Consider the following 14,262-nt stretch of genomic DNA (forward strand, 5'->3'; position numbering starts at 1 on the left):
GTTAATTTACCATGTCCGTCCGACCCCGAGAAGGGATTTTGATGAAGTGAAATATTTCTGACACATCGACTCTCTGTCGGTTACAATCTGTAACATTTACGTGAAACATAGCTCTACCAAGCGTTTTAATAAAAAATTACAGATTCGTTACAACATATCGTGTAACAAATCTGTAATCTGATTGTCATTCTGTTTCAGCTTCGGTCGAGCGCAAATCGTGAGGTCTTACCATGCCCCAAGGTGCCACGTCGACGTCCACTTCGAACGTCTTCGCTCCTTCGATTGCTGATGTCTCTTCCTCAGCGACACGATACGAACTCATATCATCAATATATACTTGGCGGTCGTAATAGTTGGCCCGAGTGCCTCCGAAAAACGGCCGTGAACTGACCCGGTCAATGGTCGCATATCCATCGTCCCCCGTTTTGAATGAAACGTATACTGTCCCTGACTCGACATCTTGTCTTCCTTCGAACGAGTCATACTCCAAATAGACGAAGTCTCCGAAAAACGGGTCGTACGGTTCGTAGGAAGTCGCTTTGAACGTATATGTCTCACCGAACCAGGACACCGCATAGACGAACAGTATAAACCCGACGGCTATCAACACTTGCACAATCGGTACTAGCCAAGGCGTCAATCGTTTCATGTCTGAGCATCCCCTCTCGTAGTACGACTACGGCTGCGCCACCACAAGGCGAGCGACAATGCGAAGACGATCAATGCTCCGATGAGGAAGAAAAGTGAAATATCGAGTTTATCCCAAACATAGATGAAGTAGATCGTCATTTGAACGAGCAAGAAATAGATGAAGGCGAGCACGATCGGTTTGCGATTATGGTCTTGATAGACGAGATAAGCGAGGGCGACCGCTTCAAGCAGGATGGCCAGCAAGATGCCCGAATCCTCGAACAATGAGAAGGGGATGACGGCGAGCAGGCTGACCCACATCAAATCTGGACGTCGGTGCAACAAATAGACGGCGACGAGGACGACCGAAAGGATTGTCGCCTCGATGACCGACGGCGTTCGTTGCGACAACCAGCCTTCCGTCGCATTAATCAAATAGCCGATTGATAGGACGGCTGCGACGAAAAGGTACAGATAGTTCCATTGGGCCCGCTCCCGATAAACGAGAAACAAGACGTGTAGCGCAGCGAGTGCCCATAGCGGCCAAAAGCGGCCTTCATAGTCGGCGTACTGACCAATCGTGATCAATAGGCCGTAGAAGCCGAACCAGGCGAAAATGCGATCGAGCTCGTTGTCCCCATAATGGAACCAGACCCACGTCACGATCAATCCGAACGCAATCAACGTGATGCCGATGCCTTGAAAACTATTCGTGATTGCCAAAAAAGCAGCGAGTGCGGCGAAGAACGTGAAAATCGGATGTTTGAAAATCAATTTGTGCATGACGGCGACGGCAAGGAATAACCAGAATAAGAACGGAATTTGCGAGGAAAGATTATACGTCGAGAAAATGACGATCATCGTGGCGACGAAAAAGGCGACGCCTAACAGTCGGAATAGCGTGACATAGCGTGACGCTTTCACTTGCAGGCGTTCGGCGGTCACATACATCCCGACCATAAACACGAGGAAAATGGCGACTTTCACAAGATCAGGAATCGCTTGCCAATTGGCCGCGACAAAACTGAATAGACTAAGTGCGAGCAAAATCGATCCGATAATCACAAGAATAGGCGGTTTGTGCTCACGTTTGTCACCGACCGCCAACTTCTTATGTTCATACTCGACCAAGCGCTGACCGGTCACTTCATCCAGTAAACCGGCCTCTTCCCATTCACGAACTTTTTTGTCAATGGACACCTGAATCATCCCTTTCGATTAAAAGGTCAGCTGGCGCGTTCGATCAATTCCAAATCTTTTTTCAGTAAAACTTGCTTCTCGAATTCGAGACCAAGCTGTTGAAATTCTTCCATGATGGAAACGTCCCCGATGACCGTATTGGTCAATACGGCAGTCACTTCTGCGACCCAACCTTCACGAGTTGACTTGACGATATCACCCACAACGAATTCTACAGACACAACCATTCACTTCCAATCTTAAATTTGTTTCTATCATTATAACGAAATTATATCGGTTTGAATACGTTTTCTTTAAGCCGTTTAATAAATTGTGTCAAAATTTTCCCAGTCAATCCCCAAATAATGTAGTCTTCATGTTCATAAAAAGGTTCTCTCATTTTAATTACCCGTTTTTCGTACGCTTTAGCATTCGCCATCCGGTCAAACGGAATATTTTGATCAGGATTCATCGTCCATTCCATTTCGCCGTGGAACGGGTCGAGCAACAGCAACGTCTCGACCGGGATTGAGAACAGATGGTCGACTTCATCGGTGTGACGGACGTCAGGGATTGTCGGAATCACCCCCACGAACGGATAGATCAGTTGCCGATGTGGCGTCGCGAGAGGTTGCAGGCGACCGATCACTTCAATCTCTTCCATCGCGAGCAATAGCTCCTCACTCGTCTCACGAATAGCCGCCTCGACCGGGGTCTCGCCAGGATCGAGACGGCCGCCCGGGAATGAGATTTCTCCAGGCTGGCGCCGCATCGTATGGGCGCGCACTTCAAAGATGACATGCCACGCTCCATCGACCTCGACCAAAGGAATCAACACGGCAGCCGTCTGTTCATAATTCTCTTCCATCGAAAAACTGTCACGCAATTGTTGTTCCGTGATCCACGATTGTTTCATGTTCTCCACCTCATTCTCTATGTTTCTACAGTTCCACCGTTGTCTCCTCGTTTAAACGCATCAAATGTCGGAAATATCATTATTAATGATAGGAGATGGTAGATGTGGTGGACAAACAAGTTGATGTATTGATTGTCGGGGCGGGCCCGACCGGACTCACGCTCGCGCTGACGTTAGCCAGATATGGAATCTCATTTGAAATCATCGATCGCAAGACGACACCGTCGAACAACTCCCGCGCCATCGGGATTCAACCTCGGACGATTGAAGTCTTCTCTCGTCTCGATGTCGCCAAAGAAGTGCTCGACCGGGCGCGGACCATCGAGAAAGGAAATCTATATTTTTCAGGACAATGGACGGCCAAGCTCGAATTCTCCCGTCTCGTCACGCCCTATCCGTTCGTGACGTTGCTCCGTCAAAACGAGACCGAAGCAATTCTCGAGGCGGCGTTAAACGAGCACGGGCATTACGTACAGCGTGGCGAAGCGCTCGTGTCACTGACTCATTACCCGTCTCGTGTGCTCGCACATTTGGAGTCAGACTCAAACCGGACAATCGAGGCCAAATATGTCGTGGCGGCCGACGGAGCGAACAGTTCGATTCGACGCATGCTCGCTCTGCCGTTCAGCGGAAAATCGTTCAAGGAATCGTGGGTGCTCGCCGACATGAAAGCCAAATGGAACATCTCGCGTGAAGAGGTGCATATTTTCTTTTCGGACCGCGGTGTATTGGAAGTCTTCCCGCTCACGGACGACACGATTCGCATCACCGGCAATCTCGCGAGCGATGAGTCGTTCAGCGAGGCGGAATTGCGTGAGTTAATCGAACAGCGCAGCCATATGGATGTCGAAATCGACGAGGTCGAATGGTTCTCATTGTTCCGGGTCCATAACCGCATGGTTGACTCATTCATTCACAATCGCGTCATTCTCATGGGTGACGCCGCCCATATCAATTCACCTGTCGGCGGACAAGGGATGAATACCGGCATCGCCGATTCGTTCAACCTCGGCTGGAAGCTGTGGCTTCATTTGAAGGCGGGTGCCCCGTTCCGCGTCGTCGATTCGTATCGCGATGAGCGCGAGCATGTGGCCCGTAACGTCCTGCAGACGACGAACGTGGCGACCGAAGTGTTACAGACAACGCTCCCAGTCCTCCTGCCGTTCCAAGCACTCGGCGCCGACGTCTTCACGCGCGTCAATCTCATCAACCAAAAAATCACGGAACGGATTGCCCAGCTACACTTGTCGTATCCTGGACATTCCCGCGTCCCGTTTTTACGCGTCACCGAAGGCAAGATCTTCCCGGAGATCGAGATTATCCGGACGGACGACGGACTCCGCACGAAGATTTCAGAAGTCGCCGACGGTCGCTTCCAAGTGCTCGTGCTCGACGACGATAAACGGGATGCGAGCGCGTTGTATGACTATTTGAACGATCATCAATCGTTCTTCCAAATCATCACGCTGTCGAAGACTAGCCGTCCCTTCTTCGATCAAGGCAACGAGCTCGCGAAATCGCTGTTCATGAAACGCGGCGTCCTCGTCATCCGTCCGGACGGTTATCTGCTCCACAAGCAGCGGCATCTTCGCCCGGAAGCGCTACAAGCGACAATGGCAGCATGGTTGCCGTCCCTATGACAAAAGCTCCACTCGGATTTGAGTGGAGCTTTTGTTTACGCTTGATTGTAATAAAGCGTCCCTGGTTTCGACAGCGTCAAGTCATAAAACGCCTCGAACGCTTCGATATCTTCCAACTTGCGAAAATCAACTTTGTCCGTCTCTTCATTCGGGATTGCAACGATGATGCCATCATCGGTTTGTTTGATCATCCCGGTCTGTCCATTATGGATGCGGATGTAGAGCACGTGCTTGTCTTCTAGCAGCGTCACGGCTTCGCGACGCGATTGAATCGTTGTTTTCATAGTCATCCCCCACTTTCTTTTGAGTATACCGGTCCATCGTTGTTGCTTTCAAGCGGTTGCGCCCTTAAAATTATGTAAAGAAGGGGTTGAACGCTTTGAATTTGGAAACTATTTTAATTATCGTCTTAGGCATCACATTCGTTGTGCTCGTCTCAATCCGCGCCGTCCGCAACTTGCAGTGGGTCCGCTTCGGTGAGGCGTTTGGCAAACAAGGCGAGGCGCTGCTGGACGACTATACGTACTTAACAGAACAAGGCATCACGTGTCGCGTCGAGCACGGTTTGCCGACCGGCCGCCTGTTCCGGCCGCTCGCCAAAAACTTGGACGACCGGGTCGCCTTGTTCGTCCATCGCAAAGACGAACAGAAGGCTCGACAATTATTGAAATGAAAACGACGCTGAAACTACAGCGCCGTTTTGTCAGGCTGTAGACATAAACATCGTCTGCAGCCTTTGTATTTGTCCGACCGGGCACAAGGAGTTTGTATTTTTACCACTTTCTCGCTTCCTATAACTTTTTGTTGTCGGCTTTGTCCTCCAGTAATCGTTCTAAAATTAATACGTAGACCAAAGCAACCAGGATTCCCAACGTACCTGGCAGAACAGCAATAATGGAGTCAGCCAGATATGCTACTGGGATTAAGGAAGTCAATAGAGATTTCACACCGAACAGCACCATCAGGGACGTAAGCAGAACAAGGGTCACCGTTCTCTTCTGCGTGCTCCCAAAAAATTGACGTCCCTTCTTCTCTCCCTTCGTCATCCCCAGCCAAGATAACATTCAGAAAACCTCCTACAATGAAAACGGCGCTGACTCTTCAGCGCCATTTTCATTTATGTACTTGCCGCTCCGAGCAATAGTAGGCGATGTGTTTAATCGTCGCCTCAGACAACAGCTCGAGCTTCGTCTTCGTGATGACGTCGTCAATCACATCGAATGTCTCGGCACAGTTCGCTTTGATGCGTTCCACTTTGAGACGTGGTGTCTCCGGGAATATTAAAAATGACGTGACGGGGACAGCTTGTCCGCATTGCCTCTTCAAGACGCTCCGGGCATGCTTCGTCATCCGCTCAAGCTCTTCCATCGGATGCGGATAGATGTTTTTCCAACCGAGCGGTGTCTCGAGACGACAATCCCGGTTCGTCATATGGACGGCCGACGTCGTCCGGTTGATGCGGACTAAAAAGACGCCTTTCGGTCCGACCAACACATAATCGAGAACGTCATCGCCGAGCTGGACGTGTTCAATCATCATCCAATCAAAGCGACACGTATGACGAATGATCTCAACGATCTCGTCCGTGTACGATTTCGGTGGTGCGATGACTTCTTCTTTCGTGCGGAACAAGCCTTTCGTCTGTCGTTTCTCAGGTTCTTTCTTGACGGCCGTCAATACTTGTAACATCTACTCCACCTCCTCCCTTTATTCGCTTGGACCGACCTGTTTTCCGAAGACGGCCTTTTCTAAATTCGAGATGCGTCGCAACATGTCATAGTTCGACGCGACAGGCTGGGCCGGTTTGACCGGTTCTGCTGCTTGTTCGTTCGAACCGCGACGAAGCGACTCGTTCTCTTGGCGCAACCGTTCGATTTCTTTCGTCATCTTCTCGTAATCGCGGATGACGACGTCCAAAAACTGGTCGACTTCTTCTTGTGAGTAGCCACGGAGGGCGGTCTTGAATTCTTGTTTATAAATGGCTTCAGCTGTTAGTTCGGTCTGCATGATTTTCACTCCCAATGTTGTTCCCATTGTTTTTCTTCTTCGATTACACGTAACTCTTCCGGCGTAATCAAGAATAACTCCATCTGGTGTTTTCGTTTAGCCCCTTCGACGAGAAAACGAGGGCTTCCCCCCGTCTCTTCGTCATACAGCGTGATTAATCCTGCTGCTTTGTCCAAAAAGAAGGCAGTTTTTGCGCGCAATTGGCTCGGGTCCTCGTACGGACGTTGGGTCAGCGGTTCAAAAAAGTCAGCCTCGAGCTGCAAGCGGATGAACAGTTCTTGTTCAAACGGCTTGTACTTCTCTTCCATCTGTAAAAAAGGTGGAAACACGGCAATTTTGATTGGATAAGATTCTCTTAACTCTAACAATACTTCTCCAGCCCACAATTCACAACCGTTCGTGCCACTAAAGATGAACCATTCGGCCCCACGCTCGATTGCTTCCATTATTTTTCGCTCGTAAGCTTCTTTGATGATATCGATGCCAGGATGGTCGGCTTTGAAGATGCCGAGCTCATGTGGACGATATCCTGTGATGGCGACAACTTTCATGACCGCTTCCTTTCTAACCGATTCATCCGATGACGGAGTGCCCGCATCTCGGTCAAGGCGGTCTGTCGAAGTACCGTCTCTTTCCGTTCCGAGAGCGTCAGCGCCTGCTCGGTGAACGTGATGGCTCGGTTGATGTCTTTTTGATGATGTTCGGCATATTTCGCGAGCTCGACGAATGCCTCGACCGTACCGACCTGTTCGAACAGCGGCAACGCCTGCTCCATCTGGCCGGTCCGTTTCAACAGCAGGGCTTGACGCATCAAGGCACGTTTCGTCGGCTGTTCAAGCCGCTCATATTCTTTAAGCGCCGCCTCGGCATTACCGAGATCGTTCAACCAGTGGGCCCGCTCTTCCCCGAACAGCGTCTCATCAGCTTCGACGAGATGACAGAGCCGTTTATAGAGCGAGACGAGACTCAAACAGTCGGCATGGTGGTGTTCGATGACGGGCTGGATGATATCCGGTTCCCGTTCTTTCACGTATTGAAAATAGTGCATCGGCGCCAAAAAGCCGGGCATGTCGTCCGTCCGGGCATGACCGAAATGGGCCTCGACCGCTTTGAGCGAGACCGATTCAAGCGTCGGTTTCAACAGACGACGTGAGGCATGCAACAAATCGACGTGGCCGACGGCCGGGAGCGCCTTCACTTTCGAACGGACGAACGTATGCCTTGTTTTGATTTGGGGCCAGTCGAACGACTTGCCGTTATACGTCACGAAACGAACCTCGTCGCCGATGTCATTCAAGAAGTGATAGTAGAACGCGGTCTCGAATGCCGGGTGCGGCAACACGTACTGAATCATCTCCAGATGATCGTCTTGGAAGCGCGCGAAGCCGATTAAAAAGATTGAGGTGCCGGAGCCGCGAAGCCCGGTCGTCTCGGTGTCCATGAACAATACCTGTTCGGATGGCACATCGACTTGAAAGAACGGATGGGTCGATGTCGCGAGCGAGGCTTTCGCCTCTCCGAACGTATAATCATGATACGTCTCATCGAGTGGATAAATCTGTTTCAAGCGGACGCACCACTCTTGTTCGAACGTCAAAATCTCTCCGCCTCGGGCCCGCCATTTCGCTTGCTCGACGTCGTCCGGCGTCACGGTCACCTGTTTCGGTTCATTCGTTTTAATGAGTCGTGATAGTTTTGCTTTCATATCGTTCCTTTCAATGCTTGCAACTGTCTGACGACCTGCTGTTTAAAGTCACCGTAGCCAATCATTCCGACACAGCGCGGACAACCGCTCTCGCACGGACAATCGTCGACCGTTCGAATGGCCGCATCCAAGACCTCATCGGCGTCGCGATAAAGTGCTTCGCTCAGCCCGATGCCGCCCGGATAACGGTCATATAAATAAACGGTCGGTTTATTCGTATGGGTCGCTTTCATTTGAATCGTCGTGAACAGATCAAGCGTGTCACACATCAAATAGAGCGGGGCCAGGCGTCGCAACAGATCGCTGACCGCCTCGAGCTGGTCTTCCATGTCGGTCTCCGAATAGGCGAACCGTTCGTCGAGCGTAAACCATGTCGCGGTCGTATGAAGTTCTCGCTCCGGCAAGTGAATCGGTCCGGAACCGATATTCTCATGCGTCCCGAACTTGATTTTCTTGAACAGGGTCGCCATCGCGATGACCGACACTTCCCCAAACGTCTTCACGCCGGTCGTCTTGTTCTCTTCCAACACTTTCAGTTCGACTGCCAAATTGGCGTCCGTATAGTAGTCGACGTCGACGCGTCGGACGTACGCTTTCTTCTCTTCGAAGTCGAGACGTTCGACTTGATACTGCTCGGCGCCATGTAAATAGATGGCTTCGTCGTGGAGCAATGTCATCGCGCTGAACGTATCCATCTCACCGATGACTTGGTTCTTCGCGGTTTGATCGACGATGACGACGTTCTCTTGGTCACTCGTCCGAAGCGAGATGTCATGGGCGGGGAACGCATCGGTCATCCAATAATATTTATCGGCCCGTTCGTGCAAAATGTGGGCGTCCGTCAAGAAATCGAGAATCTCTTCCGTCTCGACTGTGCCGAACCGCTCCCCTTTCTGGAAAGGCAGTTCGAAGGCGGCACATTTCATATGGTCGACGAGGATGATTAAATTGTTCGGGTCGAGACGAGCCGCTTCCGGAGACCGGTCTAAAATCAAATCGGGTTGTTCGACGACGAGTTGGTCGAGCGATGACGATGAGGCGACGAAGATGACGAGCGCCTCGGAATGACGGCGTCCGGCCCGGCCGGCTTGTTGCCACATCGAGGCGACCGTGCCCGGATAACCGTTCAACACACACGCTTGCAATTGGCCGATATCGACGCCGAGTTCAAGCGCATTCGTCGAGACGACGGCCTTAATCTCCCCGTTACGGAGCCGGCGTTCGATTTCGCGACGCTCCGATGGCAAATAACCACCCCGGTATCCGACAATCGATTTAGGACCAAGCTCGCGCCGCGTCAATTCTTGTAAATACGTCAACAACACTTCGACCCTGACGCGTGAGCGGGCGAAGACGATCGTCTGGATGTCCGCCTCGACCAGTTTGGAAGCGATACGCTTCGTCTCGAGCGTGGCACTCCGGCGAATACCGAGCGCTTCATTGACGACGGGCGGGTTATAGAAAATCAAATGCTTCTTGCCTTGTGGCGCCCCGTTATTGTCGACGAGGACGACGTCTTCTTCCGTCAACAGTTCAGCCAGCTTGACCGGGTTGGCAATCGTCGCCGACGTCATAATCCATTTCGGATGACTCCCGTAATAGGCGCAAATCCGTTTCAGGCGGCGGAAGACGTTGGCGACATGGCTGCCGAACACGCCGCGATACGTATGAAGCTCATCGACAACGATATACTCTAAATTCTCGAACAAGCGAATCCATTTCGTATGGTGCGGCAAGATGCCGGAATGTAGCATATCTGGATTCGTGATGACGATATTGCCGGCGTCCCGTACTTTCGTTCGGGCTGCCGGTGCCGTGTCGCCATCATAGGTGAAGCAACGCAAGTCGCCCTCGAGCGCTTCGACCATCTCCATCAAATCGCTGTTTTGGTCTTGCGCGAGCGCCTTCGTCGGATACAAATAGAGCGCCCGGGCGTTCGGTTGTTCAATCATTTTCGACAGGACGGGCAGGTTGTAACAGAGCGTCTTCCCGGATGCGGTCGGTGTGACGATGACCGTCGAGTTCCCACGCGACGTCTGCTCGATTGCTTCGGCTTGATGAGTGTACAGTTGTTCAATTCCCCGGCCATGCAGCACCCGGACGAGATCTGGCGGCAGACTCGACGGAATCGGTGCGTAGCGGGCCGGTTTCGCCTCGACCGTATGCCAATGTGTCACGTTTTGAGAAAAGCCCGGGTCGGTCTTGAGCGTATGGATCATTTCTTCCACGGAACGTTTTTTCCGCATGAGGTTCACCTTCTTTACGATTTCGAAGGTGCGAGTCGCTCCACGATAGCTTTCACTTCGCCGATTCGTTCATCGCGTACGAGCCGATGGACAGCAGGTAAGCGCAGCACAGCCATTTCTTTGAAGGCGTCGGCGACATGTCCATTCTCTTCTTCGAGACGAATGATCGCATCGTCATACAACCGTTGCGTCGACCGTCCGAACAAGACGATGGTATGTAGCTTTGTGCATTTCGAATGGACGGCTTGCAAATGTTTCGTGTAACGCTGCACCGCTTTATGGTAGTCTTCATGCGTTGCGAGCGCTTGACGCTTGCCTCGCAGAAGTTCTGGATAGAATGGTTCGTCGCCGAGGAACATCGTCTCGACGCCGATTCGTTTCAAATAAGGATGGCCACTGGCCTCGGCTATCGCTTGATCATCAATCAAACGTCCGAACGGAATCGACTCCTCGACGAGCAATCGGCTCATTTTCAAGCCGTTGATACCGTGTAACGGAATACCTAAATCATCGTCTTGCAGTCGGTCGATCACAAACAACACTTTCATCTTGCGTTTCAGTGAGAGTTGTACCATGTGTCACCATCCTATTCGCTTTCTTTTCATTATAGCAAACGAAACAGAAAAACAGGGCGCTGATGTCGCCCTGTTTCCTGTGAATCTGTTTTAGTCACGACCACCGTTGCCATTCCCGTTGCCGTTACCTCGGCCATTCGAGTCTGTCGATTGACGGCTGACGTCTCCGTTCGAATCCGTTTCGCCATCAGTCTCATCTGCTGGCGGTTCTTCTTCGGTCGGTGGTTCCGTGTTCTCGTCTTCGGTGTTCGTGTCGTTCCCGTTATTCTCATTGTTACCATTATTGTTATTACCGTTATTGCCATTATTATCGTTGTTCTCATTATTTTGACCATCGGTTTGATCGCCTTCTTCTTCAGGCGACGTCTCTTCCGTGGCTGGCTCTTCTTCCTCTTCGGCCGGAGGCTCCTCGCTTCGTTCGACGGTATACGTAGTCTGAAGCGGGCTCGATTGTTGATCGCCGACGAGCGCGTTCGTCGCGTTGGCGACAATCGTGAACGTCGTCTGCCCTGAAGCGAGATCAGCGATGGCGATGCTCGTGTCCTCGGTTGTCCCGACGACACGCTCGCTTCCGTCCGGACGTTTTTCGGTCACCGTGAACGAAAGTCCTTGGTAACCTGCAGCCTGCACCCCTTGAGTGTCATACGACCACGAGAGTGTACCCGTTCCAGCAGGCACATCATAGTCAATCGATGCGCCGGTCGGAGCGGCCAATTTATCCGGCTGTAAGTCTTTCGGTTTCGTTCCTTTGACGTACAGCTCGTTGCCGAGCGAGAGCACCGACTCCGGTTGCTGGAAGCGGTCCGGTTGACCCGTCGCGTTCGTCACTTGCTGCATCATATACTCGAAGTAGTACTGGGCGTAGTTCGGTTTCATTATCGATTCAGCTGTGTCATTCGAGCGACCGGTCCAGACCGAAATCGAGTAATCGGTCGTGTAGCCCGTAAACCATTTATCCATGTCCTTGTTCGTCGTCCCGGTCTTGCCGGCGACGTCCCATGGGAATGCACCTGGCTCATACGTACCGTTCGACCCGCTGACGACGTCACGGAGCATGTCGGTCAACATATACGCCGTGTAGTCTTCCATCGCCTGTTTCGCCTTGATTGGCGAGTTGATCGTCGAGCCGTCATTGAACTCAATCTTTTGAATCAAGTGTGGCTTCGTATACATGCCGTTCGTGCCGAGCGCGGCGTAAGCCGCCGCCATTTGGCTCGTGCTCGCCTCGGCGGCACCGAGGGCGTTCGAGGCGTTCATCTCGTCGCCTGACATCGACGGTTCGATGCCGACGTTCTCGACGAACGATTGAATGGCCTCTTGACCGAATTCGTCACGCACTTCATAGAAGGCGCGGACGGCCGGCGTGTTACCCGAAATCGTCAAGTAATAGCGCATAGTGTTGGCGCCGCGATATCCTGTGTAATAGTTTCCTGGATTGTATTCATCTTCTTCGAACGCTTTATCAATCAACACTTTTCCGGTCGACCACTGTGCGTTCTCAATCCCTGGACCGTAATCGAAGAACGGCTTCGCCGTCGACCCGATTTGGCGTTTCTCCCGTGAATAGTCGCGATAGCTCTTGTCGCCTTGTTTCGCTTGTTGGCTGTCAATCAACGCGACGATTTCACCCGTCTTCGTGTTCAATACCGTCGCCCCCATGCGGAGATCCTCTGGAAACGCACCATTCGGGATATTCACGTTGTCTGATTTGATGTCGCTGTTGAACTTCGTATGCAACTCTTTATTGATTGACGTGTAAACTTTCAAGCCTGTCCCGTAAATATCCGCCTGTTCGAGACCGTAGTCTTCCTCGAGCTCGGCTTGGACGCGGGCGTAAATCGAACGCGTATACGTCTGTTCTTCTGAAGCCTCACCTGGTGAGATGACGTCCGCAATCTCGACGTCGAGCGCCGCGTTGTATTGTTCTTCCGTGATATGGCCGTCACGCTTCATTGCCGAGAGCACTTGCTCTTGACGGTAACGCGTGAGCTCCTGGTCCCCGTTAATCGGGTCGTAGGCACTCGGACGTTGCGGGAGACCGGCCAAGATGGCCGCCTCTTGATAGTTCACTTCCGAGACCGGCTTATTGAAGTATGTTTTCGAAGCCGCTTGGACACCCCATGCCCCTGAACCGTAATAGTTCTTGTTCAAGTACATCTCTAAAATCTGTTCTTTCGTGTATTCGCGCTCAAGTTTGATGGCGAGCCACTGCTCTTGCAGTTTCCGTTTCAACTTTTTATCCGTTGATAAGAACGACTGCTTAACGAGCTGTTGCGTGATCGTCGAACCGCCTTCGGCCCCGAAGCCGTCGGTCACGTTCGCGAGCACGGCGCCGCCGATGCGACGCAAGTCGACCCCGTTATGTTCATAGAAACGACGGTCCTCGATCGAGATGACCGCTTGTTGCATCACTTCCGAGATATCGTCAATCGAGACGTACTCGCGAATCTGTCCGTTCTCTTCGAGCGGTTCGCCTTCAGCCGATAACAGCTGAATCGGGTACGTATCGACCAATTTCTCTTCATCGAGCGGTGGTGCTGTCGCAATCGCATACGCGGTGTATGCGCCGCCGGCGATGACGCCGATGATGAATAAAATCCCTAAAATCGTTATTATGCGTCGAAACTTCGACTTCTTCGCTTTTGGTTTCGGCTTTTTGGCCGCTGGTTTACGTTTATTGGTCGTCGTGTCTTGTCGACGTGCCATCCGACTTCGTTCCATTCACGCTTCACTCCTTCTATTTCAATCGAGCCATGCTTCAATCGCCGTCAAATAATCGATGGCCGGCATCGCCCGGGTTGGAACTTCAATTGCTTCTTGCTCGATATAGGAGAGCGGAATCGACTTGCGTCCTGATTCGCGCTGTTCCCACCAGACTAATAATTGCTCCGTTGATAACACATATTGCGTATTATAGCGGCTAAACCGAATGATGACAAAACAAATCCCTCCATGCCGCTCACACTCACGCATGTGGTGGATTTGGTGGTCGTGGAAGTTTCCGAGCGGAAACGACGTTTTATTGTTCGTCTCTTTTGCCTCGAAATCGATATACTTGCCGCGATACACCCCGTTATAATCGGTCGTCGATGCTTGCTTGAAATACGCCTCGGTCACTTTCGCCGCGCTCCGTTTCGGATAATCGACTTTCACGATTTGCAGCGGCGTCGGTTTCTTATGGATGACCGCCCGGCTGTGGAGCCGATAAAACTCGTTCGTGTCGTTCAGTAGCGTCTCGAGGTTCATGCCTCGGTTCGCATACGTCTGCGGATTCGATCGGGCCGGCCCAGCCGAAGGTTGCGGCTTTTTTCCGTTTGGATAATGGAACAATGTCGTCACCCCTAATATCTAGTTTAACAGGTTC

At 51.8% G+C, this 14,262-nt stretch carries 16 protein-coding genes; 2 read left to right on the forward strand and 14 right to left on the reverse strand.

Going from position 1 to position 14,262, the window contains the following annotated elements:
* Positions 1 to 184: 184 nt before the first annotated feature.
* The 4 genes from KNP81_RS09300 to KNP81_RS09315 are packed head-to-tail and all read right to left on the reverse strand — an operon-like array spanning position 185 to position 2,677.
* Positions 185 to 649, reverse strand: a complete 465-nt coding sequence (locus KNP81_RS09300) for a GDYXXLXY domain-containing protein (RefSeq protein ID WP_214719742.1) — start codon at positions 647 to 649, stop codon at positions 185 to 187.
* Positions 646 to 1,839 (reverse strand): DUF2157 domain-containing protein, encoded by a 1,194-nt coding sequence (locus KNP81_RS09305; protein ID WP_214719743.1) that lies wholly within the window; start codon positions 1,837 to 1,839, stop codon positions 646 to 648. The genes KNP81_RS09300 and KNP81_RS09305 overlap by 4 nt, the downstream gene beginning before the upstream one ends.
* Before the next feature lie 17 nt (positions 1,840 to 1,856).
* Positions 1,857 to 2,057 (reverse strand): DUF2187 family protein, encoded by a 201-nt coding sequence (locus tag KNP81_RS09310; RefSeq protein ID WP_138859537.1) that lies wholly within the window; start codon positions 2,055 to 2,057, stop codon positions 1,857 to 1,859.
* Between the two features lie 41 nt (positions 2,058 to 2,098).
* Entirely contained in the window at positions 2,099 to 2,677 is a 579-nt protein-coding gene (locus KNP81_RS09315; RefSeq protein WP_380081934.1) for an NUDIX hydrolase, read from the reverse strand.
* A 155-nt stretch (positions 2,678 to 2,832) separates the two neighbouring features.
* On the opposite strand from KNP81_RS09315, the gene KNP81_RS09320 reads away from it, so the two are divergent.
* Positions 2,833 to 4,365: an FAD-dependent monooxygenase gene (locus KNP81_RS09320; protein ID WP_286038183.1), complete on the forward strand. Its 1,533-nt coding sequence runs from the start codon at positions 2,833 to 2,835 to the stop codon at positions 4,363 to 4,365.
* Positions 4,366 to 4,400: 35 nt separating this feature from the next.
* Here KNP81_RS09320 and KNP81_RS09325 read toward each other — a convergent pair whose 3' ends face one another.
* Positions 4,401 to 4,649: a hypothetical protein gene (locus KNP81_RS09325; RefSeq protein ID WP_021067240.1), complete on the reverse strand. Its 249-nt coding sequence runs from the start codon at positions 4,647 to 4,649 to the stop codon at positions 4,401 to 4,403.
* Between the two features lie 95 nt (positions 4,650 to 4,744).
* Here KNP81_RS09325 and KNP81_RS09330 point away from each other — a divergent pair, with 95 nt between their 5' ends.
* The gene (locus KNP81_RS09330; protein ID WP_021067239.1) at positions 4,745 to 5,038 is read left to right on the forward strand and encodes a hypothetical protein; all 294 of its coding nucleotides are present in this window, start codon (positions 4,745 to 4,747) and stop codon (positions 5,036 to 5,038) included.
* A 118-nt stretch (positions 5,039 to 5,156) separates the two neighbouring features.
* Here KNP81_RS09330 and KNP81_RS09335 read toward each other — a convergent pair whose 3' ends face one another.
* From KNP81_RS09335 to recU, 9 genes are all read right to left on the reverse strand, one after another.
* Positions 5,157 to 5,429, reverse strand: coding sequence for a hypothetical protein (locus tag KNP81_RS09335; protein WP_214719745.1), 273 nt, complete (start codon positions 5,427 to 5,429; stop codon positions 5,157 to 5,159).
* Positions 5,430 to 5,478: 49 nt separating this feature from the next.
* Positions 5,479 to 6,054, reverse strand: a complete 576-nt coding sequence (locus KNP81_RS09340; RefSeq protein ID WP_214719746.1) for an NERD domain-containing protein — start codon at positions 6,052 to 6,054, stop codon at positions 5,479 to 5,481.
* An 18-nt stretch (positions 6,055 to 6,072) separates the two neighbouring features.
* Positions 6,073 to 6,372: a cell division regulator GpsB gene (gpsB, locus tag KNP81_RS09345; RefSeq protein ID WP_021067237.1), complete on the reverse strand. Its 300-nt coding sequence runs from the start codon at positions 6,370 to 6,372 to the stop codon at positions 6,073 to 6,075.
* 5 nt (positions 6,373 to 6,377) lie between these two features.
* Positions 6,378 to 6,923, reverse strand: a complete 546-nt coding sequence (locus KNP81_RS09350; protein ID WP_214719747.1) for an SLOG family protein — start codon at positions 6,921 to 6,923, stop codon at positions 6,378 to 6,380.
* Positions 6,920 to 8,077 carry a ribonuclease H-like domain-containing protein gene (locus tag KNP81_RS09355; protein ID WP_214719748.1) on the reverse strand — a complete coding sequence of 386 codons (1,158 nt, stop codon included), beginning with the start codon at positions 8,075 to 8,077 and terminating at the stop codon, positions 6,920 to 6,922. The genes KNP81_RS09350 and KNP81_RS09355 overlap by 4 nt, the downstream gene beginning before the upstream one ends.
* On the reverse strand, positions 8,074 to 10,323 hold the full coding sequence (locus KNP81_RS09360; protein ID WP_214719749.1) for a DEAD/DEAH box helicase: 2,250 nt from the start codon (positions 10,321 to 10,323) through the stop codon (positions 8,074 to 8,076). Before KNP81_RS09360 ends, KNP81_RS09355 begins: the two co-directional genes overlap by 4 nt.
* Before the next feature lie 14 nt (positions 10,324 to 10,337).
* Entirely contained in the window at positions 10,338 to 10,898 is a 561-nt protein-coding gene (locus tag KNP81_RS09365) for a hypothetical protein (protein ID WP_251128934.1), read from the reverse strand.
* Positions 10,899 to 10,988: 90 nt separating this feature from the next.
* The gene (locus KNP81_RS09370; RefSeq protein ID WP_214719750.1) at positions 10,989 to 13,619 is read right to left on the reverse strand and encodes a transglycosylase domain-containing protein; all 2,631 of its coding nucleotides are present in this window, start codon (positions 13,617 to 13,619) and stop codon (positions 10,989 to 10,991) included.
* Between the two features lie 21 nt (positions 13,620 to 13,640).
* Positions 13,641 to 14,237 (reverse strand): Holliday junction resolvase RecU, encoded by a 597-nt coding sequence (gene recU, locus KNP81_RS09375; protein ID WP_029595649.1) that lies wholly within the window; start codon positions 14,235 to 14,237, stop codon positions 13,641 to 13,643.
* Positions 14,238 to 14,262 lie beyond the last annotated feature (25 nt).

It is taken from the genome of Exiguobacterium sp. s149 (assembly GCF_018618395.1).
Lineage (GTDB): Bacteria > Bacillota > Bacilli > Exiguobacteriales > Exiguobacteriaceae > Exiguobacterium > Exiguobacterium chiriqhucha.